We start from the raw sequence: 26,323 nt of genomic DNA on the forward strand, positions 1-26,323 counted from the left end.
GCACCTCAGGATGCGGGGTGATGGGCGGGATCGGTCCGGACGTCCTACCGCGCCGTCCGGAAAACCTGCAGATCGAGGTCCCGCACCTTCTTGCGCAGGGTGTTGCGGTTGACCCCGAGGAGTTCCGCCGCGCGGATCTGGTTGCCGCGGGTGGCCGCCAGCGCGGCGCCGATCAGCGGGCCTTCGATCTCGCGCAGGATCCGGTGGTACAGCCCGGGCGGCGGCAGCGTGTCGCGGTAGCCGGAGAAATAGTCCGAGAGGTGCCGCTCCACCGCGCTCGACAGGCTCTCCGACTCTCCGCCGGCCTTGCGGGCGGCGCCGTTGCCGTTCGAGGCGGCGGGGGCCGCGAGCGGCAGCGTGTCGAGTTCGGCCTCGATCACCGGGCCGGTGATCGTCTCCTGCGGGTAGAGTGCGGCGAGCCGGCGGACGAGGTTCTCCAGCTCGCGGACGTTGCCGGGCCAGCGGTAGCGCTTGAGCCGCTCCATCGCGTCGCCGTCGAGGGACTTCCGGGTCAGGCCCTCGCGCTCGACCAGCACGAAGAAGTGGCGGACGAGATCCGGCACGTCCTCCGAGCGCTCGCGTAGGGCCGGCAGGCGCAGCGGCACCACGTTCAGCCGGAAGAACAGATCCTCGCGGAAGATGCCCTGCTGGATCGAAATCCGCAGGTCCTTGTTGGTCGCCGCGATGATCCGGACGTTGGTCTTGATCGGGACCCGGCCGCCCACCGTCGTGTACTCGCCCTGCTGCAGGACGCGCAGCAGCCTAGTCTGCGCCTCCATCGGCATGTCGCCGATCTCGTCGAGGAACAGCGTGCCGCCCTCGGCCTGCTCGAACCGGCCGGCGGAGCGCTGGAGCGCACCCGTGAAGGCGCCCTTCTCGTGGCCGAACAGCTCGGACTCGATCAGGTCGCGCGGGATCGCCGCCATGTTGACCGGCACGAACGGGCCGGTGCGGCGGCGGCCGTAATCGTGCAGCGCCCGGGCGACCAGCTCCTTGCCGGTGCCGGACTCGCCGGTGATCATCACGGTGAGGTCGGTCGGCATCAGCCGGGCGAGCGCCCGGTAGATCTCCTGCATGGCCGGCGAGCGGCCGACCAGCGGGATGTCTTCGTTCTCGGGGGGCGCGCCGGCCGGCGCCGCGCCGCGGGGGCGCGACAGCGCCCGGCCCACGATGGCGATCAGCTCCTTCAGGTCGAAGGGTTTCGGCAGGTACTCGTAGGCGCCCCGCTCCGAGGCGCGGATCGCCGTCATGAAGGTGTTCTGCGCGCTCATGACGATGATCGGCAGCTCCGGCCGCACCCGCTTGATGCGGGGCAGCAGGTCGAACACGTTCTCGTCGGGCATGACCACGTCGGTGATGACGAGGTCGCCCTCCCCCTGCGCGACCCAGCGCCAGAGGGTGGCGCAATTGCCCGTCGAGCGGACCTCGTAGCCCGCCCGTGACAGCGCTTGGTTGAGCACGGTGCGGATCGCGGCGTCGTCGTCGGCGACGATGATGTGGCCGTTCGGCATGACTCTCTACTCAGACCTCCGACGGGGGGCCGGATTTGGGGATCGACATCACGGATCGACCGCCGATTCGCGCCCGTCCCGGGCACTCGACATCGGCAGAAGGATGCGGAACGCCGTGCGGCGCGGGGCGGGATCGCATTCGACGATCCCGCCGTGATCGCCGACGATCTTGGCCACCAATGCAAGACCGAGGCCGGATCCCTGCGCCTTGGTGGTGACGAACGGGTCGAACAGGTCCGGCAGCAGCTCGGCCGAGATGCCCGGGCCGTTGTCGCGCACGGCCACCTCGATCGGCAGGCTGACCCGCTCGCGGGAGCCCGGGACCTGCAGCCGCAGACCGGTGCGGAAGGCGGTCGACAAGGTGATCTCGCCCTCGACCGCGTCCGGGCCGATCGCCTCGGCGGCGTTCTTCACGAGGTTCAGGATCACCTGGATCAGCTGGTCGCGGTTGCCGAGCACCGGCGGCAGCGACGGGTCGTAGGTCTCGATGAATCGGATGTGCCGCGCGAAGCCCGACTGCGCCGAGCGCTTCACCTGATCGAGCACCCCGTGGACGTTGACGGCGCCGCGATCCGAGGGGCGTTCGTCGCCGAACAGCTCCATGCGCTCGACGATGCGGACGATCCGGTCGGATTCGTCGCAGATCAGGCGGGTGAGCAGCCGGTCCTCCTCGGCGCCGGTGCTCTCGAGGAGCTGCGCCGCGCCGCGGATGCCGGCGAGCGGGTTCTTGATCTCGTGGGCCAGCATCGCGCCGAGCGCCACCATCGAGCGCGCCGCGCCGCGATGGGTGAGCTGGCGGTTCATCTTGTCGGCGATCGTGCGCTCCTGGAGCATCATCACCACGGCGTCGCCGTCGTCGCCGAGCGGCGTCGCGAACACGTCGACGCTGCGCTCCAGCCCGAGGCGGGGCTGGGTCAGCTCCACCCGGTACTCGCTGACGCTGGCGCGGCGGCGCCGGACCTCGGCCACCAGGGCGATGATCGGCGAGGCGAACGGGATGATGTCGCGCAGGCGGCGGCGCTGCATCAGCCGCGCCGAGTAGTCGAAGAACGCCTCAGCGGCGTGGTTGCAGTGAAGGATCTGCTCGTCGGCGCCGATGGTCAGGACCGGCAGCGGCAGGGCGTTGAGCACGGCCTCGGCGGCGGTGTCGCGCCGGTTGCCGGATTCTTTCGGGAGGGACTCGTCGCTCACGCGGCCTCCTGGACGGGGTTTGCCGCGCCCGCGAAGGCCCGGGCCAGTAAGGTCAGCACGGTCTCCGGATCGGTTGTGGTGAGGAGCGTCGCGCGCTCCGCCGGGCCCAGCGCGCCGCCGGTCTCGGCATAGGCGGCGAGGTGCTTGCGCGCGTGGCGCACGCCCATGTCGCGGCCGTAGAGCGACAGCAGCCCCGCGTAATGCTCTGCGGCCAAGGCGGCCTGCTCGGCCCGGGACGGCTCGGCGGCCGGCCGGCCCGCGAGGGCAGCGGCGACCTGCCCGACCAGCCAGGGGCGGCCGGTCGCCGCGCGGCCGATCATGATTCCCGCGGCGCCCGAGGCGTCCAGGCAGGCGCGGGCGCTGGCGAGGTCGGTCACGTCGCCGTTGGCGATCACCGGGATCGACACCGCCGCGACGACCGCGCGGATCGCCGCCCAGTCGGCGCTGCCCTTGTAGAATTGCTGACGGGTCCGCCCGTGGACCGTCACGGCGTTCAGGCCCAGACGCTCGGCGCGGGCGGCGAGATCGGCGGCGTTGCGGCTCGCATCGTCCCAGCCGAGGCGCATCTTCACGGTCACCGGGACCGACACCGCGCCCCGCACCGCCGCGAGCAGGCGCTCGGCGTGGTCGAGATCGCGCATCAGCGCCGAGCCCGAGGCGATCCCCGTCACGATCTTGGCCGGGCAGCCCATGTTCACGTCGATCACGTGAGCGCCCCCGGCCTCCGCGAGCCGCGCGGCCTCCGCCATCGGAGCTGCCTCGCAGCCCGCGAGCTGGACCACGTGCAGGTCGACGCCGGAACCCTCGGCACGCAGCCTGGCCTCTCCGGATCCGCGGGTGAATTCCCGGGCCGCCACCATCTCGGAAATGACCGCGTCGGCGCCGCAGCGGCGGGCGATGCGGCGCATGTGCAGGTCGGTGACGCCCGAAAGAGGGGCGAGCAGGCAGAGCGGGACAGGGTCTGCCGCTCCAGCCTTCGCACCGTCGCGGCGCAGCGCGCTCAAATAATGGTCAGTCGTCATTCTGCACAACAATGAGGCAAGGCCGGTCCGCTGGCAAGCGGGGCCGCGCGTTGATTTCGGGCCCTCCCCCGCTTAAACGACGGGCACCCTCCGCGGCAGGGTTGCGCCGGCACTGCTGGCCCGCGCGCTGGCCGCCCCTCCGCCCCTCAGGACCTCACGAGTTCGTCGCCCATGCCCGCCACCGGCACGCCAGCCACCGGACCCGCCAGCGCGGGAGCCGGCGTCGCCGCGGTGGTGGTGGCGGCCGGTCGCGGCATCCGCATCGGCGGCGGCACGCCCAAGCAGTACCGCCGGGTCGGCGGGCAGGCGGTCCTGACCCGCACGCTGGCGGCGCTCGCGACTGACGACGCGATCGCGCGGATCCAACCGGTGATCGCCGCCGACGCAGCGGACTTCTTCCGGAGCTGCCTGGAGGAACTCGCGCCCGCGTTTCGCGCCAAGATCACCGCGCCGGTCGAGGGCGGCGCGACGCGCCAACTCTCCGTGCGCGCCGGTCTCGAGGCCCTGGCCGCCGGCGACGCGCCGGAGATCGTGCTGGTCCACGATGCCGCCCGCCCCTACGTTGACTCTGCGCTGATCGCCCGGGCGATCGCGGCCGGGCGCGACCACGGCGCGGCCGTTCCCGGCGTGCCGGTGACCGACACGGTCAAGCGCGTCGTCGACATCGCGCCCGGCATCGGCCGGGTGCACGAGACCCCGCCGCGGGAGCACCTGCGCGCGGTCCAGACCCCCCAGGCCTTCGCCTTCGGCCCGCTCCTCAAGGGCCACCGGGACGCCGCCGCGCAGGGCCTCGACGGCTTTACCGACGACGGCGCCCTCGCCGAATGGGCCGGCCTGCCAGTGGTGGTGTTCGCGGGCGACATCGCCAACCGCAAGATCACTCAGCCCGCCGACCTGATCGAGGCGGACCGCGCCTTCGCGACCGAGACCACCGAATTGCCAGCGCCGGGAGCCCGCGCCATGACCACCTACGTGACCCGCCTCGGCACCGGCTTCGACGTGCACGCCTTCACCACCGGCGACCATGTCTGGCTCGGCGGCGTGAAGATCCCGGCCGACCGCGGCGTGCTCGCCCATTCGGACGGCGACGTGGCGCTGCACGCCCTGACCGACGCCCTGCTCGGCGCCATCGCGGACGGCGATATCGGCACCCACTTCCCGCCCTCCGACGAGCGCTGGCGCGGCGCCGCCTCGGACCAGTTCCTGGCCCATGCCTGCGATCTGGTCCGCGCCCGCGGCGGCCGCATCGACCATCTCGACATCACCGTGCTCGCCGAGGCGCCGCGCATCGGCAAGCACCGCGAGGAGATCCGGGCGCGCATCGCCGCCATCGCGGGCGTGCCGCTCTCGGCGGTCTCCATCAAGGCGACGACCACCGAGAAGCTCGGCTTCGTCGGGCGAGCCGAGGGTCTTGCGGCTCAAGCGGCCGCCACGGTCCGGCTGCCCGAGGAGGACGGCCCCGCCCTCGACGCGCAGGCCGAGACCGCGATGCGGCAGCGCTGAGCGGTTTCGGGTCGGGCGTGGACGGGACGCGACTGGCCCCTCTGTCGTTGGGGCTCGCCGATTTACCCGTCCGCCTCGGCAACGCGGCTTCGGCACCGGGCGCGGATCTGCTCGCCCGGGCGAGAGAGGAACAAGGCGATGGGACCCGCGCCGGGCCGCGACCCGTCTCAGGCTACCCGCACCAGCAGCGCGATCGCCGCGACGCCCAGGGCCGCCATCGTCACGATGATGCCGCCACCGCGGCAGGCGAACTGGCGCGACGAGTTCGGGGGCGCGAACATCCCGATCGGATGTAGGATCCGGGCGACCAGCAGCGCGATCAGCAGCGCCCGGACGAGGCCGTGACTGCCGCCGCTCGCCTCCAGCAGGCCGATGACGATCAGAGCCAGCGGCACGTACTCCGCGAAATTGGCGTGCGAGCGGACGCGCTTGAGCACCGTGTCGTCGCCCCCGTCGCCGAACAGCACGTTCTCGGAGACGCGGGCCCCGATCACCCATCCCGAGAGGCCCAGATACACGAGGGCGAGCAGCCCGGCGTAGAAGGCCGTGGTCGCGGGGAAGATCATGGAAAGGGTGTCTCCGATCGGGGCCCGCCGCTCCTTGAGCCGGGCTCGGCCTTGGGTCACAACATGAGATAGGGCGCCGCCGCCCGAGGGGAGCCCGTTCGCGATGATCGACGACGCAGAGCTTCTCGCCCGCGCCGAGGCGCTGGTCGCGGCCTACGCGGCGGCCGGGCGCACCGTCGCCACGGCCGAATCCTGCACGGGCGGCCTCGTGGCCGGCCTGCTCACCGCGGTGCCGGGCTCGTCGGCCGTCTTGGAGCGCGGCTTCGTCACCTACTCGAACGAGGCCAAGGCCGAAGCGATCGGCGTGCCTATGGACCTGATCCGCCGGCACGGCGCGGTCAGCGAGCCCGTGGCCCGGGCGATGGCCGCCGGGGCGCTGGCCGCGTCGCGGGCCTCCGTCGCGGTGGCGATCACCGGCATTGCCGGTCCCGGGGGCGGCAGCGCCGAGAAGCCCGCCGGGCTGGTGCATTTCGGCCTCGGCCAGCGGGACGGCGAGACGCGTCATCTGGAGCGGCGCTACGGCGATCTCGGGCGCGCGGGCATCCGCCGCGCCGCCGTGGCCGACGCGCTCGGTCTGCTGGAGGACGCCCTCAGCGACTGATCACGGCACGGGAGGACGGCCCATGGACACGGTGACGACCCGCCTCTGCATCGTCGGCGGAGGCCCCGCCGGGATGATGGCCGGATTGCTCTTCGCCCGCGCGGGCATCGATGTCACCGTGCTGGAGAAGCACGCGGACTTCCTGCGCGACTTTCGCGGCGACACGATCCACCCGTCGACGCTCGACCTAATGGACGAGCTGGGTTTCACCGCGCGCTTCCGCGCCCTCCCCCAGCGCCGCGTCGAGAACTTCTCCGGCGTCGTCGACGGGCGCAGCTACCGGGTCGCCGATTTCAGCCGGCTGCCGACCCGGAACCGCTTCCTGTCCTTCATGCCGCAATGGGACTTCCTGGATTTCCTGGCCACCGAGGCCGCGCGCTACCCGGCGTTCCGCCTGATCCGCCGCACCGAGGCGCAGGACCTGATCGAGGCGGAGGGCCGCGTCGCGGGCGTGCGCGCCGCCGGGCCGGACGGTCCGGTCGAGATCCGGTCCGATCTCGTGCTCTGCGCGGACGGCCGTCATTCGCGGATGAGGGCGCAGGCGGGATTCACCCCCCGGGCCTTCGGCGCGCCGATCGACGTGCTGTGGTTCCGCCTGCCGCGCCGGGACGGCGATCCGGAGGCGGCGGCCGGGCGGTTCGGGCCGGGACGGATCCTGATCACCCTCGACCGGGGCGACACGTGGCAATGCGCCTACGTGGTGCCGAAGGGCGGCGACGCCGCGCTCCGGGCGAAGGGCCTGCCGGCCTTCCGGGCCGCAGTGGCGCAGCTCGCGCCGTTCCTGGCCGACCGCACCGAGGCCATCGCCGACTGGGACGACGTCAAGCTCCTGACCGTCACGGTCGACCGGCTCGACCGCTGGCATCGCCCGGGGCTGCTCTGCATCGGCGACGCCGCGCACGCCATGTCGCCGGTGGGCGGCGTCGGGATCAACCTCGCGATCCAGGACGCGGTGGCGGCGGCCAACCTCCTGGCCGAGCCTCTGCGGGCCGGTCGCCCCACGGAGGCCGACCTCGCCCGGGTCCAGGCCCGGCGGATGTTTCCGGTGCGGGCCACGCAGGCGCTGCAGCGGGTGATTCAGTCCCGCGTCATCGCCGCGTCGCTAGCGGCCGAAGCGCCGTTCCGGGCGCCGCTGGCCCTGCGCCTCCTCGACGCTTTGCCGCGGCTTCAGGTCCTGCCGGCGCGGATGATCGGGATGGGCGTGCGGCCCGAGCACGTGCGGATGCCGGCGCGGGCCTGAGACCGTCGCGGCGCCCGCGCCGGCGGGGCGCTACGCCCGCGCCCCGTACATCCGGTCCGCCCGCCCCTCGAAGGCGTCGGTGAACTTGCGGAAGGCCCGATCGAACATCGTGCCCATGAGGAGCCCGAGGGTGCGGCTCTTGAACTCGTAGGTGATGAAGAAGTCGACGTTGCAGCCGCCGTTCGGGCCATCCTTGAACAGCCAGCGGTTCTCCAGGTGCCGGAACGGGCCGTCGATATACTCCGCCACGATCTTGAGGTTCGCCGGATCGAGGGTGACCCGGGTGGTGAAGCGCTCGCGGATCGCCTTGTAGCCCACGCCCATCTCGGCGATCAGGACCTGCCCGCCCTCGGGCATGTCCTGCCGGCGGATCACCCGCAGGGATTCGCAGAGCGGCAGGAACTCGGGGTAGCGCTCCACGTCGGCGACGAGGTCGTACATCTGCTGCGGCGAATGTTTCACCGCGCGGGTGACCCGGAAGGACGGCATCGTGTTCGGATTTCCTCAGGCCGAGAGCGCGGGCGACAGTTTGGCCAGACGCGCCGCCTGAAGTCGCGAAAAGTCCTCGCCCGCATGGTGCGATGAACGCGTCAGGGGCGTGGCCGAGACCAGCAGGAAGCCCTTGGCGTAGGCGGTGGTCTCGTAGGCCTTGAATTCGTCGGGTGGGACGAAGCGCACGACTTCGTGGTGCTTCTTCGAGGGCTGCAGGTACTGGCCGATGGTCAGGAAGTCGACGTCGGCCGAGCGCAGGTCGTCCATGAGCTGGAGGACCTCGTTCCGCTCCTCGCCGAGCCCGACCATGATGCCCGACTTGGTGAAGATCGCCGGGTCGAGCTCCTTCACCCGCTGCAGCAGGCGCACCGAGTGGAAGTAGCGGGCGCCCGGCCGCACCGTGAGGTACTTGGCCGGCACCGTTTCCAGGTTGTGGTTGAACACGTCCGGCTTGGCGGCGACCACGACCTCGAGCGCGCCGTCCTTGCGCAGGAAGTCGGGGGTCAGGATCTCCACGGTCGTGCCGGGGCTCGCCCGCCGGATCGCCGCGATGGTGCGGGCGAAGTGCTCGGCGCCGCCATCTTTCAGGTCGTCCCGGTCCACCGAGGTGATGACCACGTGGTGCAAGCCGAGCTTGGCCACCGAATCGGCGATCTTGTCCGGCTCGCCCAGGTCGAGGGCGTCGGGCAGGCCGGTGCGCACGTTGCAGAAGGCGCAGGCCCGCGTGCAGGTGTCGCCCATGATCATGAAGGTGGCGTGCCGCTTCTCCCAGCACTCGCCGATATTCGGGCAGCCGGCCTCCTCGCAGACCGTAACGAGCCCGTGCTCGCGCACGATCTTCTGCGTCTCGGTCCAAGCCTTGGAGCCCGGTGCCTTCACGCGGATCCAGTCCGGCTTCTTGGCCTGGACCGGCTGGTCGGGCCGGTGCGCCTTCTCGGGATGGCGCAGGCGCGCGGCGCGCGGATCGTTCTTCAGAATGTCGAGGACGATGGCCATGCCACACCGCGGGGAAGCGCCCGGGGGCGCGGTCGGGATCGCCCTGACTTAAGGCTCAAGGCCGCGCGCCGCAAACCACCGCGACGCCGGGCCGCCCCGCGGCGGTTGAGGGTGTGGTCGTTCCGTCAGATCCCGAGCGCCCGGACGAACAGCCCGGCGAGCACCGCCCCGACCAACGGTGCGGCGACGGGGATCAGCGCGTAGCCCCAGTCGGAGGTGCCCTTTCCGACTATCGGCAGCACCGCGTGGGCCACGCGCGGCCCGAGGTCGCGGGCGGGGTTGATGGCGTAGCCGGTGGTGCCGCCGAGCGACAGGCCGATGCCCCAGACCAGCATGCCGACCATATAGGGCGCGACGGCCCGCGGGATCGCGCCGGTTGAGCCCAGCGTGGTGGTCACGAGGGCGGAGATGGTCAGGATCAGGAAGAAGGTCGCGATGATCTCGGAGAGCCAGTTGGCCTTCGCGTCCCGGATCGCCGGGCCGGTGCAGAAGCAGGCGAGCTTGAGGCCGGGATCCTGGGTCGCGCCCCAGTGCGGCAGGTAGTGGAGCCAGACGATCACGGCGCCCACGAAGGCGCCGAGCATCTGGGCCGGGATGTAGGTGGCGAGCTTGCTGTAATCGCCGGAGCTGACCGCACCCGCCACGGTGACCGCCGGGTTGATGTGGGCATCGGCGCTACCGGTGGCGTTGGCCACGAACACGCCGGCGAGGACCGCGAAGGCCCAGCCCGCCGTGATGGCGATCCAGCCGGCGTTCTCGCCCTTGGAATGCTTGAGCAGGGCGCCGGCCACGACGCCGTCGCCGAGCACGATCAAGGTCATCGTGCCCAGGAATTCGCCCAGGAAGGGTGATGTCATCGTCCTGTCTCCCCCGTTCGCTGCTTTTTGTGAGATTCCAAAGCTTGTGCGAGCGTGTGATCGCCGGAGGCGGTCACTGATATCTGCGCGGATCCCATCCACCTCCCTCATCGTGAAGCGCCGACGCGCAGCGAAGGCCTCGAAGGCGAGTCCCAGGGATCGCGCGGCTGGCTGAACCCCTCCTTCGAGGCGGCTTCGCCGCACCTCAGGATGAGGTCGCGGGTGTGATGGAGGTGGTCACGAGGCCCTCGGGCCGCACGCCGTGCACACGGGTCCGAGGGCGATGCCGTCAATCCTCGTCGGTCTTCCAGTCGAAGGAGCGCTGCACCGCCCGGCTCCAGGCGGCGGCGATGGTCTCGCGCCGGCCGGCATCCATCTTCGGCGTCCAGCGCTTGTCGACGCCCCAGTTGCGCTTGAGGTCGTCGAGTCCCTTCCAGTAGCCGACCGCGAGACCCGCCGCGTAGGCGGCGCCGAGCGCGGTGGTCTCGGCCACCTTCGGGCGCACCACCGGCACGTCGAGCATGTCGGCCTGGAACTGCATCAGCGTGTTGTTGGCGACCATGCCGCCGTCGGCGCGCAACTCCTTGACGGGGATGCCGGAATCCTTGGCCATCGCGTCCAGCACCTCGTGGGTCTGGAAGGCGGTGGCCTCCAGCACCGAGCGGGCGATGTGGCCGCGGTTGACGTAGCGGGTCAGGCCGATGATCAGGCCGCGGGCGCCCTCGTTCCAGTGCGGCGCGTAGAGGCCCGAAAAGGCCGGCACGAAGTAGACGCCGCCATTGTCCTCGACCGTGGTGGCGAGCGTCTCGACCTCCGCGGAATCCTTGATCATGTGCAGGTTGTCGCGCAGCCACTGCACCAGGGCGCCGGTGATGGCGATGGAGCCTTCGAGCGCGTAGGCCGGCTTCTGGCCGTCGAGACGATAGGCCAGCGTCGTGACGAGGCCGGCCTTCGAGGGAACGGGCTCCTCGCCGGTGTTCATCAGCGCGAAGCAGCCGGTGCCGTAGGTGTTCTTGGCCTCGCCCGGAGCGAAGCAGGTCTGGCCGAACAGGGCGGCCTGCTGGTCGCCCAGGATGCCGGCGATCGGCACACCCGCGAACGGCGCCTTGGTCTCGCCGTAGACCTCACTCGACGAGACGATCTTCGGCAGCATCGCCTTCGGGATGCCGAAGGTCTTCAGCATGCCGTCGTCCCATTCCAAGGTCTTGAGCGACATGAGCTGCGTGCGGCTGGCATTGGTCACGTCGGTGACGTGGAGGCCGCCGTTCGTGCCGCCGGTGAGGTTCCAGACGAGCCACGTGTCGATGTTGCCGAACAGCACGTCGCCGGCCTCGGCCTTCTCGCGGGCGCCCTCGACATGATCGAGCAGCCAGCGGAGCTTGAGACCCGAAAAATAACTCGCCAGCGGCAGGCCGGTGAGGTCGCGGAACCGGTCGCGGCCGCCGTCGCGGGCAAACTCGGCGACGAGCCGGTCGTTGCGGGTATCCTGCCAGACCAGGGCGTTGTGCAGCGGCTTGCCGGTCGTCCGGTCCCAGATCACCGTCGTCTCGCGCTGGTTGGTGATGCCCACCGCGGCGAGGTCGGAGGGCTGCAGGCCGCCCTTCTCCAGCGCCTCGCGCATCACCCCTTGCGTCTTGGCCCAGATCTCGGACGCGTCGTGCTCCACATGACCGGGCGCAGGATAGATCTGCGCGTGCTCGGCCTGGGCCAGCGCGATGACGCTGCCCTCCCGGTCGAACACGATGAAGCGGCTGCTGGTGGTGCCCTGATCGATGGCCCCGACGTAACGGCTCATCGTTCCCTCCCCTGTTATGCCCGGTCGGTCTGCGCCGGAACGGGTCCGAAATCGTCAGGCTGCCTCGGCCCTGCGATCGAGATAGGCGGCCAGGCGCGCGGCGCTCTCCGGGCTCGTGCGCAAGCCGAGCTTCGAGCGGCGCCACAGGATGTCGTCGGCGGTGACCGCCCATTCCTCGGTGCGCAGGTAATCGACCTCGGCCGCCGTCAGCCCGCCGTCGAAGGCCTCGCCGAGATCCGCCATCGACTGCGCCGTCCCGACGATGTCCCGCGCCCGGGTGCCGTAGGCGCGGGCGAGGCGCCGGGCGGTCTCGTCGGGCAGGAACGGCTTCTCGGCCTTCAGCTTGGCGAGGAACTGATCGAAGTCGGCATCCTTCATGGCGCCGCCGGGCAGAACCGCGTCCCCGGTCCAGGCCTTCTTGAGGTGCGGGAAATACGGCTTCAGCTTCTCCAGCGCGTGCTCGGCGAGCCGCCGGTAGGTCGTGATCTTGCCGCCGAACACCGAGAGCACCGCGGCCGTCCCGCCCTGGTCCTCGACGTCGAGGACGTAGTCGCGGGTCACCGCGGAGGCGTTCTCGGCCGCGTCGTCGTAGAGCGGGCGCACGCCCGAGTAGCTCCAGACCACGTCGGCTGGCGTGATCGTGGTGTCGAACGAGCGGTTGATGCAGCCGCAGAGGTAGTCGGTCTCGGCGTCCGAGATCGAGACCGGGCCGGGCTCGCCGTCGTAGGGCACGTCGGTGGTGCCGATCAGCGTGAAGTCCCGCTCGTAGGGGATCGCGAAGATGATGCGCTTGTCGGGCTGCTGCAGGATGTAGGCCTGGTCGCCCTCGAACAGGCGCTTCACCACGATGTGGCTGCCCTTGATCAGGCGCACCGCCGCGCGGCTGTTGATTCCGAGCGTGCCGCCGAGCGTCGCGCTCACCCAGGGGCCGGCGGCGTTGACCACGGCCTTCGCCCGGACGGTCCGCTCGGCCCCGCCGCGCTCATCGCGCAGCGTCGCGACCCAGCCGTCACCCGCGCGCCGCGCCGAGACGACACCGGTGCGGGTCAGCACTGTGGCACCGCGCTCGCGGGCATCCATGGCGTTCAACACCACGAGGCGGCTGTCCTCCACCCAGCAGTCGGAATAGACGAAGCCCCGGTTCAGGCGCTTCTGCAGCGGGGCGCCGTAGGCGGAACTGCGCAGATCGATCCCGTGCGAGCCCGGCAGCGTCCGCAGCCGCGCGAGATGGTCGTAGAGGAACAGGCCGAGCCGCAGCATCCAGGCCGGGCGCAGGCCCTCGTCATGGGGCAGGACGAAGCGCAGCGGCCAGATCACGTGCGGGGCGAGCCGCAGAAGCCGCTCGCGCTCGGCCAGCGCCTCCCGAACGAGGCGGAACTCGTAATATTCGAGGTAGCGGAGGCCGCCGTGGATCAGCTTCGTCGAGGATGAGGAGGTGAAGCCGGCCAGATCGCCGCGCTCGGCCAGCAGGACCGACAGGCCGCGGCCGGCGGCATCCCGGGCGATGCCGGTGCCGTTGATGCCGCCACCGACGACTAGGAGATCGTAGGCGTCCGACGGCTCGGGCTGGCGCGTTGCTGCCGCCATGGTTCCTCCTGTCCCGCCCTGGCGGCGGGTTGGAGATATATTGAGCCTGCCACGGATTTTCGCAAGCGAAAAAACGAGTGTTCGTTAGGGTTCGCTACCGCTCTCGGCCACGGCCAGCGTAACGCCCTGACGGTCCATCAATGCGACGATCTCGGCGGGTGGCGTCCGGTCGGTGAAGAAGGTGTCGACCTGGTCCAGCCGCCCGACCTGGACCATCGGACGGCGGGTGAACTTGGTGTGGTCGGCGACCAGGAAGGTTTTCCGCGCATGCGCCAGGATGGTCTGCGTCGCGCGAACCTCTTCGTAATCGTAGTCGAGGAGCGCCCCGTCGGCGTCGATGCCGCTGATCCCGATCACCGCCACGTCGACGCGGAACTGGCTGAGCGTGTCGCAGGTAAGCTGGCCGAGCACCGCGCCGTCGCGGTTTCGCACGGTGCCGCCGGCCACCACGATGCGGAACTCCGTCAGTTCCGCCAGCGAGATCGCAACGTTGAGGTTGTTGGTGATGATGCTGAGATCGTCGTGACGGGTCAGCTCTCGGGCGACCGCCTCCGGCGTCGTGCCGATGTTGATGAAGACCGAGCAGTGCGAGGGGATCCGGCTTGCCGCCAGGCGACCGATCCGGGTCTTCTCCGGCAGCAGGGTCACGCGCCGGTCGGCATAGTCGATGTTCTCGACGCTCGACGGCAGGCCGCCGCCGCCCCGGTAGCGCTCGAGGCGACCCTCGGCGCTCAATTCGTTGAGGTCGCGGCGGATCGTCTGCACGGTGACGCCGAACTGCGCCGCCAGGGCCTCGATGGTGACGAAGCCCCGCTGGCGTACCGAGGCCACGATGGCGCTGCGCCGCCCCTCGACACCGGTCGCCTCGATCCTGTCCTCGGATCTCCGGTCGAGCGGTCGTGACATCGATCCTCCCCGCGGTTCCCCGCTCCCCAGATACGCTACCGCGGATCGAACCGTGTTCGTTTCCGAACATCCTTCGGTCGATGCCGGGTTCGCGCGAGCTTGAACCGCCCTATCGTGTCCGGCAACCGGCGAGCCGGCTGCATTATGCTGCTTGGCTGCTCCGCCGGCTTCTGGCCTGTGAACAGGCACAAAAAAGGCCTGCCGCAGTCGCGACAGGCCAGCCGTATGGGCGACGCCGCTCAGCGCGACGAGGCCCGACGGTGATTACATGTGATGGCGCATCCGGCGGTGATGCTTCATCATCCGCTTGTGCTTCATGCGCTTGCGCATCATCGGCCGGGCGGCCGGGGCGGCACCTTGCTCCATCGCGGCGCCTTCCGCTGCCCGCTCCATGCCGCCGCGCGGGCCACCGGCCTGCGAGCCGGAGGAATTGTAGGGCGAGTTGCCCTGGGCGTAGGCGGAGCCCGCGAGCAGCGTCAGCGACGCGGCAGCGATCAGAAGTTTCTTCATCGTCAATCCCTGGCGTAGACCGGCGCAGGCGAGGCCGCGCACCTCGTCAGGTGCGATTCCGCTGCGTCGGAAAATAAGCGGCTCAGACAAGACTTGGTTCCGCCTGAACATGCGCCGCGGACCCGATCATTGCCGGGAGCGTTAACACGGCCTATGTCGCGAGCCGTCCCGGTTCGGCCGCGACCGGATAAGGGGGGAGCGAGTGGCGGTGGCCAGCAACGGTTCGGCCTATCTCGTCCTCGACGTTGCCGGCACGCCCTGCGCCCTGCCCCGTGCGGCCGTGGCCGAGGTTCTGCCGCTTCCGGATCTGCACAATCCGCCCGCTGCCGGGGGATGGCTCATCGGTTTCCTCAATCTCGGCGGCGCGCCCATCCCGGTCATCGACTTGGCCGCTCTGCTCGGGCTGCGTCCGGCCGTGTCGGCGGCCGGCCTCTACGCGCACCTCGTCCTCACCCGCGCCGCGCCGCACGCCTATCTCGTGGATCGGGCCGCCGACCTCGTGACCGTCCCCGAGGCCGCGATCCGGCCGGTCGAGGCGGAGGGGACGCTCAACGGCTGTGTCGCGGCCGAGCTCGTCCTCGGCGACCGCCTCATCCACGCGCTCGCGCCGGAGCGGCTCCTGACGGCGCAGGAACAGGCCCGGGTCGCCGCGCTGTCGCAGGCCGCCGCCGAACGGCTCGCCGCGCTGCCGCAGACCGCCTGACCGCCCGATGCCACGTTCGGGTACGCCCCGCCCCGATCCGGGCGCCGACCCGGCCTATGCCGCGCTGAAGGCACGGATCATCGCGCGAACCGGCCACCATTACTACATCGACAAGGACGATCTGCTGATCGAGCGCCTGCGGCGGCGCTTCCGCGCATCCGGCTCCACCGACTGCGCCGCCTACACCGCCCTCCTGTCGGATGGCGCCCAGGGCGAGGCGGAATGGGCGCGTCTCGAGGCGGAGATCACCGTCGGGGAGACCTTCTTCTTCCGCTACGCCGAGCAGTTCCAGGCGTTGCGGGAGACGATCCTGCCGGCGCTGATCGAGGCGCGGGCTTCCGAGCGCTCGTTGCGGATCTGGAGCGCGGGCTGCTCCACGGGGGCCGAGCCCTATTCCCTGGCGATCCTGGTGCGGGAGCTTCTCGGGGAGGCGCTGCCCGACTGGCGGATCGCGATCCTCGGCACCGATATCAGCACGGAGGCGCTAGCCACGGCGCGCGCCGCCGAGTACGGCCGCTGGGCCCTGCGCACGATGCCGCTAGAGGACCGGCTGCGCTACTTCACCCGGCTTCCGCCTGCCCCCGGGATCCGGCGCGAGGGCGGCTATGCCCTGAGGCCGGAATTCCGCACGCTGGTGCGGTTCGAGCGCGGCAACCTTCTGACGCTCACCGAGCCCGGACCACCGCAGGGCGAGGTGTTCGACCTCATCCTGTGCCGGAACGTGCTGATCTATTTCGACGCCCGTACCGTCAGCGCCGTGGTGCGCGGCCTCAGCGGCAGGCTGCGGGACGATGGCTGGCTGCTGCTCGGCCATGCCGAGCCGAGCCCGGCTTTCGCGTCCTTCCTTGCACCCGTCAGCCTGCCCGGCACGGTGGTCTACCGCCGCCTCGTCGAGGCGCTGCCGCCACCCCCAGCCGCTCCGGTCCCGATCTTCGTCGAAGCACCGGCCGTGCCGCATGGACGCGCGCATGCCAGCCCGGAGGACGCGGCCGCACTGGTTCCCGCAGACGCACTTCCGCATGGCCAGGATCGCGCGCCGGCCTCGCGCGCGAAGCCGACGAGCGAGCCGGCCGGCCAGGCCCCGGAGGAAGCGGATCCCCGCGCCGAGACGGCGTCTTCAGGCGATATCGACACGATCCGCGCCCTTGCGGATGCGGGTGAGACTGGCGCAGCCTGGCGGGCGCTGCGCGCCGCTCTCGATCGAGATCCCACCGATCCGGCCCTGCGCTTCTACGAGGGCCTGCTCGCCCGCACCCTCGGGCGTGACGCGGAGGCCGAGCGCGCGCTGCGGGCGGCGCTCTATCTCGACCGGGCCTTCGTGATGGCCCATTACCATCTCGGCCTGTTGCTCCTCGGCTTGGGCCGCCCGGACGAGGCCGCCCGCGCCCTCGACAATGCGATTGCCCTGAGCCAAGCCCTCGGGCCGGATACGGAGCTGCCCGAGGGTGACGGCGCGTCCGCCGGCGAGGTCGCGGCCGGTGCGGCGGCAGCCCGCGCCGGCCTCGTACGTGGCCGCGGCGCCGACCGCAGGAGATCCTGATGGAGGCAACATCGAGCGGACCGAAGGGCCATCAGCGCGTCCGGACGGACCGGGACCTGCGCGCCGAACGCGCCGCCGCCCTCGCCCGGCGCGGCGCGGCCGCAGGGGAATCCGAGACCGGCGTCGACCATCTCGTCTGCGCCTGCGGGTCCGAGCGCTACGGGCTGCCGGTGACCGCCGTCGCGCAGATCCTGCCGATGCGCCCGTGCACACCCATGCCCGGCGCGGTGCCGGCTCTCATCGGGCTCGTCGCCCTCTCGGGCCGGATTGTCGGGGTGCTCAGCTTGGCGCGCGCGCTCGGACGCCCGGACGCCGCGCCCGATCCGGAGGCCGACGGGGGGCACTTGGTCGTGCTGCGGAGCGCGCTGTCCCACGCACAGCCCCATCACCAAGGCCTTGTCCAGCCGCTCGCCTTCGCGGTCGACCGGGTGCTCGGCATCGTCCGCGCCGCCGGATCTTCCGCCGCGTCGTCGGGGATCGCGGATCCCGATGGATTGGGCAACGAGGCCGCTTCGGGTTATGCCCCCGGGGCAACGAGCGACGGCCGTCCCGACTTCGTCGTCATCGATCTCCCCCGCCTTCTGCGCCGCGTCCTGCCCTGACGGGCGCTGCTTCAACCGGAGCCACCCTCGACCGTGACGCTCTCGATCGGACGACGAATCCTCCTCGGCTTCTTTGCCGTCACGGTGGTGATCGTGGCGCTCGGCCTTTACGCGCTGGAGCAGATCGGGGCGGTGCGCGACACCACGGACGCGATCGTGCGGCGTGACATGACGGTGCTGCGCCAACTCGACGATCTCGGGAACGAGGCCCGGGATCTCGGGATCCTGCGCCGCACCGCGGTGATCGCGATGCTGACGCAGTCTCAGTCTCAGCCTCAGGGGCAATTGACCCGCACGGAGGACACGCTGGCGAAGTGGCGCCAGACCGCGACCCAGGTGGAGAACCGCCTCGCCGCCACGATTCAGCTTTCCAATGAGTACAGGGCCTTCTCGCCCTCCGCCGACCGCATCGCCGCCTGGGACCGCATCGCCGCGGCGGCGGGCGAGGTCCAGCGCGCCTTCCGCGAGGTCCGAAGCCTCAGCGAGGCCCAGTTCGCCGCCATCCTCAAGCAGGACACGGCCGCCGTCGAGGCGCGCAACGACGAGATCACGCGCCTCCAGGTGCCCTTCCTGGAGGGGATCAAGAACCTGAGAACCCTGCTGGACGGCGGCATGGCCCTGGGCCAGCGCGCGGCACAGGAGGTCTACGACCGCTCCCGCCTCTCGATCTACCTGACGCTGGCGGCCGCCGTTCTCCTCGCGATCATCGTCACGTGGCTGATCAGCCGCGCGGTGGTGCGCCCGCTGGAGACGGTCATGGCGTTCGTGGCCCGTGTAGGCGAGGGCGACCTGTCGGGACGGCTGGACGCGCGCGGTGGCGACGAGATCGGCCGCCTCGGCACGACGCTGAACGCGATGGTGGCGGGGCTGTCGGACCTCGCGCGCACCAACCGCGCCGCCACCGCCGACCTGAACGCGGCCGCGGCCGAGATCCGCGCTTCGGCCCAGGAGCAGGCCGCCTCCGTGGAGCAGCAATTCGCCGCCGTGCAGGAGACCGCCGCCACGGTCGACGAGATCACCCATTCGGGCGCGCAGATCAGCAAGCGCGCCACCGAGGTGATCGCCACCGCCCAGGCCACCGCCCAGACCTCCCGCCAGGGGCGGCGCGCCGTCTCGGACACCGCCAAGGCCATGGACGCGATCCGCGAGCAGGCCGAGGCGGTGGCCGGCAACATCGTGAGCCTGTCGGAGAAGACCCAGACGATCGGCGACATCATCGAGACGGTCAACGACATCTCGGAGCGCACGCACCTGCTGGCGCTCAACGCGGCGATCGAGGCGGCGGCGGCCGGTGAGAGCGGGCGCAGCTTCGCGGTGGTGGCCTCGGAGATGAAGCTGCTGGCCGACCAGGCGAAGGCGGCGACCGGCCAGGTGCGCGGGATCCTGGGCGAGATCCAGCGGGGCATCAACACGTCGGTGATGCTCACCGAGGAGGCGGTCAAGCGCGCCGCCGCCGGCAAGACGCGCTCGGACACGACGCAGCGGACCATCGAGGAAATCACCGCCCGGGTGGAGGAGAATGTCCAGACCTTCCAGCAGATCATCGCGTCGACGAACCAGCAGCAGCTCGGCATTGAGCAGGTGATGGGCGCGCTCCAGAACATCCGGCAGGCCAGCCAGCAGACGGCGGCCGGCACGCGGCAGGTCGAGACCGCCTCGGCCAACCTGACGGAGCTGGCCCAGGCGCTCATGGCCCTCGCCGAACGCTACCGGCACTGAGGCCGGCTGCGTCTTGGCCGAGGATATCCGCCAGCTCCTGCTCGCCGCCTTCGACGTCGAGCATCGCGAGCACGTCACGGCGATCCGCGGGGCGCTCGGCAGCGCCACGCCGGATTGGAACGACGTCTTTCGCCGTGCCCACAGCCTGAAAGGGGCGTCGCGGGCCGTCGATCTGCCGGCCGTCGAGGCGGTCGCCCACCGTCTTGAGACCCTGTTCGAGAGGGTGCGGACCGGCGCGACGGCCCTCGACCGCGATGCGGCGAACGCCGTCCACCTCGCCCTCGACCGCGTCGAGGCTTACGTCGCCGGGCTCAAGGACGGGGCCGGCCCGGAGATGCCGTCGGACGCCCTGACGGCGCTCGGCCGGGTCCTCGATCCGCCCGGCGCGGCGCAAGAAAGCGCCCCGGCTGCCGCCGAGTCGTCCAGACCGGCCGTCGATGCACCGGCCGCGGCGCCGGTTGCGGCCACCGCGAGCGCGCCGGTTGTCCAGAAGTCCGCGGCCGAGCCGGCCGATCCGGGCACGGCCTTCCTGCGCGTTCCCGGCGAAGCCGTAGACGCGATGGCCCGTGCGAGCCACGACCTCGCGAGCACCCTGGCGGCCCGGGCTCCCGCAGCCGAAAGCCTCGCCCGCCTCGCTCGCCTGGCTCGCGACCTGCGCGCCGGCGCGGAGGCGCTCGCCGCCGAGGCGCCCACGGAGCAGCCGGGATTGCGCGCCTTCGCGGCGGAGGTCGGTTCCTTCGCCCGGGAGGCTGCGGATCTGTCCCGACGCCAAGCGGCCGCCACCAGCGCGATCGAGGGTGCCGCGTCCCGCGTCCGCGCGGCGGCCGAACGCCTGGCCCTGGTGCCGGCCGAGACGGTGCTTGCGCCCCTCGCCCGGTCGCTCCGCGAGACCGCCCGCGAGCAGGGACGCGAGGTGGATCTCGACCTGCGGGGCCTCGATCTGCCGGTCGAGCGCGGCACGCTGCAGGTGCTGAAGGATCCGTTGCTGCACGCCCTGCGCAACGCCCTGAGCCATGGCTGGCAGACGCCGGAGGCCCGCCGCGCCGCCGGCAAACCCGAGGCGCTGGGTCTGGGACTCGATCTCGCCGTCCGCGGCTCGCGCCTGCAGGTCACGGTGTTCGACGACGGGCCAGGGCCCGATCTCGCCCGGATTGAGGCCGTGGCGCGGGAGCGCGGCCTCCTCGCTCCGGAGATTGCCGTCGGTGCGGAGCACTTGCTGCGCCTCGTGTTCGAGCCCGGCTTCTCGACGGCGGACGCCGTCGACACCCTGTCCGGGCGCGGATACGGCCTGTCGGTGGCGGCGGATGCGGCGCGCCAGCTCGCCGGCAGCGTGCGCCTCGAGCCGCGCGAGCCGGCCGGCACCGCCCTGGTCTTCAGCCTGCCGTTGTCGGCGGCCCGGCGCAGCCTGCTCTTGGTCGAGGCGGCCGGGCGTGTCTACGCGCTGCCGGGCGGCGCCGTGGAGCGCCTGCTGCGCCTGCGACGGACGGAGCTGCCGGTCGCGATGGGCCGTACGATGCTCCGGCTCGGCGAGGGCAAGGCCGCGACGAGCCACCCGGTCGTCGGACTCGCTGAGATCCTCGGCCAGGCCGGTGATCCGGCCGACCCCGAGATCCTCACGGCCGCGGTGCTGCGGGCCGGGGGCACCCGCTTGGCGCTGGCGGTCGATCGCCTGCACGACGTGCGACCGCTCCTGGTCCTGCCAGCCCCCGATTTCGGAGCCGATCCCGAGCTCATCGCGGGCACCGCGGTGCTGCCCGGAGACGTCCCGGTGCTGGTCCTCGACCCGGACGGTCTCGCCGCGCGCGCGGCTGTCGCACCTTCGGCCGGAACGATGGGGCAGGCTCCACGTTCGACGACTCATGCAGCGCCGCGCGCATCCGCGCGCGCGACGATCTTGGTCGTCGACGATTCGATCACCACCCGGACCTTGGAGAAGGGAATCTTGGAAGCCGCCGGCTACCGCGTGGTCGTCTGCGTCGACGGGCAGGATGCCCTCGACCGGCTGCGCGCCGACATCGAGCCCGTGGACCTCGTCCTCGCAGACGTGGAGATGCCCCGCCTCGACGGGTTCGGCCTGGTCCAGGCGCTGCGGTCCGACCCGCGCTTCGCCCGCCTCCCGACCATCCTGATGACGTCGCGCGGCGACGCCGCCGATGTGGCCCGAGGTCTGGATCTCGGTGCGGATGCGTACCTGACCAAGCAGAAGTTCGATCAGCGCCAGCTGCTCGATACGATCGGGCAACTCCTATGACGCCGGTTCGCGTGATGCTCGTGGAGGACAGCCTCGTGGTGCGCGAGCTGCTGCGCCACATCGTCTCCCGCGATCCCCGGCTCGAGATCGTGGCCGCCGTCGCGTCCGGTGAGGAAGCGCTGGACAAGCTCCGGACCGTACGGCCGGACGTGATCTCGATGGATATCCGCCTCCCGGGGATCGACGGGCTGGAGACGACGCGCCGGATCATGGCCGAGCAGCCGACCCCGATCGTGGTGGTGGCGGATTCCGTGGAGGACTCGTCCCTGCGGATCTCCATGAACGCGCTGCGGGCCGGCGCCCTGTCCGTGGTGGAGAAGCCCGTAGCCACGACCCATGCCGGCTACGAGGCGGTGGCGGGCGAGATCTGCACGCAGCTGCGGATCATGGCTCAGGTCCCGGTGATCCGCCGCCGCCCGATCGGCACCGAGTGGGCCGGCCGCACCGCGCCCGTCGCGCAGGCGACCCCGGTCGAGATTCCCGGGCAGGCGCCGAGCCTCCTGGGGATCGGGGCTTCCACGGGCGGCCCCCCGGCCCTGGCGCGGGTGATCGGCGCGCTCCCCAAGGACTTTCCCCTGCCGGTTCTGGTCGTCCAGCACATGGGCCCGGCCTTCATGGACGGGTTCGCCAGCTGGCTCGACAGCGTCGTGACGCTGCCCGTCGGCTTGGCGCGGGACGGTGAGCGGGCCGAACCCGGCCGCGTCTACGTGGCACCCGGGGATCGGCACCTCGAGATCGGGTCGAACCGGGTTCTCCGGGTGATCGACGCTGCGCCCGTCTCGGGCCAGCGGCCGGCCGCCACCATTCTGTTCCGCTCCATGGCACGGCAGGCCGGAGCGGCCGGGATCGGCGTGCTCCTGACCGGCATGGGCGAGGACGGCGCCGCAGGTCTCGCCGACATGCACCGGGCCGGCGCGCAGACTGTTGCGGAGCACGAGAGCACCGCGGTCGTCTATGGCATGCCGGCGGCCGCGGTACGGCTCGGCGCGGCCCGATCCGTCCTTCCGCTGGACCGGATCGCCGACCACGTCCTGCGCCTGGTGGAGCCGGGGGCGCGTCCGTGACGGCGGCCGAGGCCGGCGCCCCCGAGGAGCCCGCCCGGATCCTGCTGGTCGAGGATTCGGAGACGCAGGCGCTCGAACTGCGCCTCCTGCTCGAGGCGCACGGTTTCGCGGTGGAGCGCTGTCCCTCCGCCGAGACGGCCCTCGATCACCTCAACCGCAGCCAGCCCGATCTCGTCGTGGCGGATTACCACCTGCCGGGCATGAACGGCGACGAGCTGATCCGGCAGATGCGCCTGTCGCTGCGCACCCGGGCCCTGCCGGTCCTGATGCTGACCGGCGGCAGCGGTGGCGAGCGTCAGGGGCTGGAGAGCGGCGCCGACGCCTACCTGCCGAAATCCGCCGACCGCGACCTGATGATCCTGCGCATCCGTGCCCTGATGCGCGAGCGCCGCTCGGCGAGCGACGGCGAAGGGCCGGGCGCGGCCGCCTTCCGCCGCGGGCGCATCCTGGTGATCGACGGCAGCGCCACCTACCGGACCTTCCTGTCCGGCCTGCTCGGCCAGGACGGGCACCACGTCGCCACGGCGGACGGGCCGGAGGCGGCCCTGGCGGCCCTGAACGCGGCCGACGGGACCGAAGCGTTCGACTGCGTGACGGTCGACCTGCTCGGCCACGCCTATGACGGGCTCGCCCTCTGCCTAGCGATCAGTCAGCGCCGCGCGGGTCAGGCGGCCGGCGCCGGCTTCCACCTCGTGGCCATCGCCGGGAGCGATCCGGCCAAGGATTTTCTCGTCCAGGCCTACGCGGCGGGGGCTGATGACGTCGTCTCGAAGACCGATGCCGAGGTCCTTGCGCTCCGGGTGCGCGGGTTCGTACGCCGCCGGCTCTTGGAAGAGGACGATCGGCGCATCGCCGGCCAGTTCGGCGAGCGGGAGCGCGCCGTGGAGCGGGCCCGCGCCGAGGCCGAGGCGGCCGAGGCCCGGGCGCGGCTCGCCGACGCCCTGGAGCAGGCGAACCGTGACCTCGCCGACGCCAACCGCCAACTGACCGACGCGCAGTCCAAGCTCGTCCAGGCCGCCAAGATGGCCTCGCTGGGCGAGCTGGTCGCCGGAATCGCCCACGAGATCAACAATCCCCTCGCCTTCATCCTGGCTCATCAGGGCACGGTGGAGCGTCTGCTCGGCGAGCTGCCGGACGCTGCGCCGGACGCGGCCGCCCGTACCATCGACAAGGCCCGGCAGCGGGTCGGCTCGATGCGGATGGGACTGACCCGCATCCAGGATCTCGTTCTGAACCTCCGGAAGTTCTCGCGCCTCGACGAGGGTGAGCGTGCCCTCGTCAACGTGCCGGAGGCGATCGACACCGTGCTGGCCCTGATCCAGCACAAGCTCGGCGACCGGATCGTCGTCGAGCGCACCTTCGCGGGCAGGCCCGAGATCCACTGCACCCCGGCGCTGCTGAATCAGGTGGTGATGAACATCCTGGGCAATGCCGCCGACGCGATGCCGGAGGGCGGCACGATTCGCATCGTCACCGAATCATCCCCGGATGTTGACGAGATCCGCATCAGCGATACTGGTCCTGGCATACCGGAGACGTTGCGCGAGAAGATCTTTGAACCCTTCTTCACGACAAAGCCGGTGGGATCGGGAACGGGACTTGGTCTTGCGATTGCCTACAGCGTCGTTCAGGCGCATAGCGGCTCGCTCGCCGTGGAGACGGCCCCAGGTGGGGGAGCCTGCTTCGTGATCGGGATTCCGCGGCAGGCGGCCAGTGCATGAGTGACAGTACGGCAGGTGTAGGGACGATCCTGGCCGTCGATGACGAGCCGGATATCCTGATCGCCCTGGAGGACCTGTTCGAGGAGTCCTACCGGGTGCTGACGACCTCGCGCCCTGCCGAGGCGCTGGAGATCCTGCGCGCGGAGCCCGACATCGCCGTGGTGGTGTCCGACCAGCGCATGCCGGGCCTGACCGGCGACGCGCTGCTCGCCGAAGCGCGCACCTTTCACGATGCGCAGGCGATCCTGCTCACCGGCTACGCCGACATCACGGCGGTGATCGCCGCCCTCAATCGCGGCGGCATCGTCGGATACGTGACGAAACCCTGGGATGCGGGCCTGCTGCGCTCCACGGTTCGGCAGGCCTTCGAGCGGCACCAACTCGGACGGGACCTCGCCACCGAGCGGGCGCTTCTCCGGGGTCTGCTCGACCACGCTCAGGACGCGATCAGCTTCAAGGACGCGGACGGTCGGTTCGTGCGGCTGAACGCCCGCAAGGCAGCCCTTCTCCATCACGACATCGCCGCCTGCCTGGGACGGCGCGAGGCCGAGCTGCTCGGCGCGAAGGCCGGTCCGGTAACGACGGCGGACGAGGCCGCGATCCGCTCCGGCGCGGTGGCCGAGAGCCTGATCAGCGACGGCCCGACGGGCGCCGAGCAGTGGAGCCACGTGACGCGGGTGCCGATTCGCGACCCGAGCGGCGCGATCAGCCATCTCGCGGTGATCGAGCGCGACGTGACCGAGCAGCGGACTCTGGAGGCGCGCCTGCGCCAATCCGACAAGATGCAGGCCCTCGGGACGCTGGCGGGCGGCATCGCGCACGACTTCAACAACCTGCTGACCGCGATCCTCGGCAGCCTAGAACTCGCCGGTCCGAAGATTGCCGACCAGCCGCGGGTCCAGCGCCTGATCGAGAACGCCCGCGGAGCTGCGGAGCGCGGCGCGTCCTTGACCAAGCGTCTCCTCAGCTTCAGCCGTGCGCACGACCTGCAGGCCCGGGCCGTGGATGTGAATGGCCTGATCACCGGGATGAGCGACCTGTTCGGACGCAGTCTCGGCGGCCTTGTGACCGTGCGAACCGACCTGGAGGACGGCCTCTTGGCGGTTCAGGTGGATCCGGACCAGCTCGAACTCGCCGTGCTCAACCTCTGCATCAACGCCCGGGACGCGATGCCGGACGGCGGCACCATCACGGTGGCGACACGGCGGCTCAACATCAGCGGCGATCCGGAGATCGCCGACGGCAGCTATCTCGGCATCAGCGTCACCGACGAGGGCACCGGCATCCCCGAAGACATCCTGCGCCGGGTCTGCGAACCGTTCTTCACGACCAAGGCCGTGGGCCAGGGAACCGGGCTCGGCCTCGCCATGGTCTTCGGGCTGGCGCAGCAGTCGAAAGGTCGGCTGGTGATCGACAGCGAGGTCGGCAAGGGGACGCGCGTCGAGCTGGCCCTGCCCTTCGCCGACCAAGCTCCCGAGCAGCCTGCCGAGGAGGCCGGCGCAGCTCCGGTCGCCGGGCGCCGGGCCCGCATCCTCATCGTCGATGACGATCCGCAGGTGCGGCACGTGACGGCCTCGTTCCTGACGGGCTTCGGGCACAGCACCACCGAGGCGGCCGACGGCGAGGCCGCGCTCAGAAGTCTCCGGCACGACCGCTTCGACATGGTCGTGGCCGATCTGGCCATGCCCGGCATGAGCGGGATCGAGCTGGCGGCCGAGATCCGCGGCAGGCTGCCGGGTCTTCCCGTCCTAATCCTGACCGGTCACGCAGAGGCCATGCAGATCCCCGAGGATCTGCCGGTTCTCTCGAAGCCGTTCCGCTCGGCCGATCTGGCCGCCCGGGTGGCCACGTTGCTCGACGGCGCGGCCGGACAGGCTGGCTGACCGGGCCTGGGAACCGACCGGTTGCCGGCTCATTGAACCTATGTGGGGCCCGTGGGCCCCGGG

The 26,323-nt window shown here is 71.3% G+C and carries 22 protein-coding genes; 11 read left to right on the forward strand and 11 right to left on the reverse strand.

The features are described 5' to 3' along the window. Window positions 1–44 precede the first annotated feature (44 nt). Genes ntrC through dusB form a run of 3 tightly spaced genes read right to left on the reverse strand, consistent with a single transcriptional unit; the run spans window position 45 to window position 3,724 of the window. Window positions 45–1,511 (reverse strand): nitrogen regulation protein NR(I), encoded by a 1,467-nt coding sequence (gene ntrC, locus AC3WSN_RS11155; RefSeq protein WP_238197113.1) that lies wholly within the window; start codon window positions 1,509–1,511, stop codon window positions 45–47. 48 nt (window positions 1,512–1,559) lie between these two features. Next, window positions 1,560–2,702, reverse strand: coding sequence for a two-component system sensor histidine kinase NtrB (locus AC3WSN_RS11160; RefSeq protein ID WP_192710517.1), 1,143 nt, complete (start codon window positions 2,700–2,702; stop codon window positions 1,560–1,562). Continuing rightward, entirely contained in the window at window positions 2,699–3,724 is a 1,026-nt protein-coding gene (gene dusB / locus AC3WSN_RS11165) for a tRNA dihydrouridine synthase DusB (RefSeq protein WP_492538000.1), read from the reverse strand. The genes AC3WSN_RS11160 and dusB overlap by 4 nt, the downstream gene beginning before the upstream one ends. A 171-nt stretch (window positions 3,725–3,895) precedes the next feature. On the opposite strand from dusB, the gene AC3WSN_RS11170 reads away from it, so the two are divergent. Further along, on the forward strand, window positions 3,896–5,227 hold the full coding sequence (locus AC3WSN_RS11170) for a bifunctional 2-C-methyl-D-erythritol 4-phosphate cytidylyltransferase/2-C-methyl-D-erythritol 2,4-cyclodiphosphate synthase (protein WP_492538002.1): 1,332 nt from the start codon (window positions 3,896–3,898) through the stop codon (window positions 5,225–5,227). A 167-nt stretch (window positions 5,228–5,394) separates the two neighbouring features. Here the strand turns inward: AC3WSN_RS11170 and AC3WSN_RS11175 are convergent, their stop codons facing one another. After that, the gene (locus AC3WSN_RS11175; protein WP_492538004.1) at window positions 5,395–5,793 is read right to left on the reverse strand and encodes an MAPEG family protein; all 399 of its coding nucleotides are present in this window, start codon (window positions 5,791–5,793) and stop codon (window positions 5,395–5,397) included. A gap of 103 nt (window positions 5,794–5,896) precedes the next feature. Between AC3WSN_RS11175 and AC3WSN_RS11180 the strand changes: the two genes are divergently transcribed. Both AC3WSN_RS11180 and AC3WSN_RS11185 read left to right on the forward strand, forming a co-directional pair. Beyond that, window positions 5,897–6,394, forward strand: a complete 498-nt coding sequence (locus AC3WSN_RS11180; protein WP_492538006.1) for a CinA family protein — start codon at window positions 5,897–5,899, stop codon at window positions 6,392–6,394. Window positions 6,395–6,416: 22 nt separating this feature from the next. Beyond that, the gene (locus AC3WSN_RS11185) at window positions 6,417–7,634 is read left to right on the forward strand and encodes an FAD-dependent oxidoreductase (protein ID WP_492538008.1); all 1,218 of its coding nucleotides are present in this window, start codon (window positions 6,417–6,419) and stop codon (window positions 7,632–7,634) included. Between the two features lie 30 nt (window positions 7,635–7,664). Here the strand turns inward: AC3WSN_RS11185 and AC3WSN_RS11190 are convergent, their stop codons facing one another. The 7 genes from AC3WSN_RS11190 to AC3WSN_RS11220 form a co-directional block, all read right to left on the reverse strand. After that, window positions 7,665–8,123 (reverse strand): type II toxin-antitoxin system RatA family toxin, encoded by a 459-nt coding sequence (locus AC3WSN_RS11190; RefSeq protein WP_192710511.1) that lies wholly within the window; start codon window positions 8,121–8,123, stop codon window positions 7,665–7,667. A 15-nt stretch (window positions 8,124–8,138) separates the two neighbouring features. Further along, complete coding sequence (gene lipA, locus AC3WSN_RS11195; RefSeq protein ID WP_192710510.1) at window positions 8,139–9,122, reverse strand: lipoyl synthase; 984 nt, start codon at window positions 9,120–9,122, stop codon at window positions 8,139–8,141. Between the two features lie 125 nt (window positions 9,123–9,247). Beyond that, entirely contained in the window at window positions 9,248–9,979 is a 732-nt protein-coding gene (locus AC3WSN_RS11200; RefSeq protein WP_192710509.1) for an MIP/aquaporin family protein, read from the reverse strand. A gap of 289 nt (window positions 9,980–10,268) precedes the next feature. Next, the gene (gene glpK, locus AC3WSN_RS11205; RefSeq protein WP_192710508.1) at window positions 10,269–11,774 is read right to left on the reverse strand and encodes a glycerol kinase GlpK; all 1,506 of its coding nucleotides are present in this window, start codon (window positions 11,772–11,774) and stop codon (window positions 10,269–10,271) included. 54 nt (window positions 11,775–11,828) lie between these two features. Next, a complete protein-coding gene (gene glpD / locus AC3WSN_RS11210) occupies window positions 11,829–13,361 on the reverse strand; it encodes a glycerol-3-phosphate dehydrogenase (RefSeq protein ID WP_492538011.1) in 1,533 nt (510 codons plus the stop codon). 84 nt (window positions 13,362–13,445) lie between these two features. After that, a complete protein-coding gene (locus AC3WSN_RS11215; RefSeq protein WP_192710506.1) occupies window positions 13,446–14,267 on the reverse strand; it encodes a DeoR/GlpR family DNA-binding transcription regulator in 822 nt (273 codons plus the stop codon). 264 nt (window positions 14,268–14,531) lie between these two features. Next, window positions 14,532–14,777 (reverse strand): hypothetical protein, encoded by a 246-nt coding sequence (locus AC3WSN_RS11220; RefSeq protein WP_192710505.1) that lies wholly within the window; start codon window positions 14,775–14,777, stop codon window positions 14,532–14,534. Window positions 14,778–14,985: 208 nt separating this feature from the next. On the opposite strand from AC3WSN_RS11220, the gene AC3WSN_RS11225 reads away from it, so the two are divergent. From AC3WSN_RS11225 to AC3WSN_RS11260, 8 genes are read left to right on the forward strand one after another with little or no spacing between them, the layout of a single operon-like run. Further along, on the forward strand, window positions 14,986–15,480 hold the full coding sequence (locus AC3WSN_RS11225; RefSeq protein WP_492538013.1) for a chemotaxis protein CheW: 495 nt from the start codon (window positions 14,986–14,988) through the stop codon (window positions 15,478–15,480). Window positions 15,481–15,487: 7 nt separating this feature from the next. Next, entirely contained in the window at window positions 15,488–17,020 is a 1,533-nt protein-coding gene (locus AC3WSN_RS11230; protein ID WP_492538015.1) for a CheR family methyltransferase, read from the forward strand. Next, window positions 17,020–17,622: a chemotaxis protein CheW gene (locus AC3WSN_RS11235; RefSeq protein ID WP_492538017.1), complete on the forward strand. Its 603-nt coding sequence runs from the start codon at window positions 17,020–17,022 to the stop codon at window positions 17,620–17,622. The genes AC3WSN_RS11230 and AC3WSN_RS11235 overlap by 1 nt, the downstream gene beginning before the upstream one ends. Before the next feature lie 33 nt (window positions 17,623–17,655). Next, window positions 17,656–19,341, forward strand: coding sequence for a methyl-accepting chemotaxis protein (locus tag AC3WSN_RS11240; RefSeq protein WP_492538019.1), 1,686 nt, complete (start codon window positions 17,656–17,658; stop codon window positions 19,339–19,341). Window positions 19,342–19,354: 13 nt separating this feature from the next. Further along, on the forward strand, window positions 19,355–21,592 hold the full coding sequence (locus AC3WSN_RS11245; RefSeq protein ID WP_492538021.1) for a hybrid sensor histidine kinase/response regulator: 2,238 nt from the start codon (window positions 19,355–19,357) through the stop codon (window positions 21,590–21,592). Then, window positions 21,589–22,656: a chemotaxis-specific protein-glutamate methyltransferase CheB gene (gene cheB / locus AC3WSN_RS11250; protein WP_192711541.1), complete on the forward strand. Its 1,068-nt coding sequence runs from the start codon at window positions 21,589–21,591 to the stop codon at window positions 22,654–22,656. The genes AC3WSN_RS11245 and cheB overlap by 4 nt, the downstream gene beginning before the upstream one ends. Next, window positions 22,653–24,377, forward strand: a complete 1,725-nt coding sequence (locus AC3WSN_RS11255) for a response regulator (protein ID WP_492538023.1) — start codon at window positions 22,653–22,655, stop codon at window positions 24,375–24,377. Before cheB ends, AC3WSN_RS11255 begins: the two co-directional genes overlap by 4 nt. Beyond that, on the forward strand, window positions 24,374–26,260 hold the full coding sequence (locus AC3WSN_RS11260) for a response regulator (protein ID WP_492538025.1): 1,887 nt from the start codon (window positions 24,374–24,376) through the stop codon (window positions 26,258–26,260). Before AC3WSN_RS11255 ends, AC3WSN_RS11260 begins: the two co-directional genes overlap by 4 nt. Window positions 26,261–26,323 lie beyond the last annotated feature (63 nt).

The sequence above is a fragment of the Methylobacterium sp. FW102-HT35C08 genome (assembly GCF_058790235.1).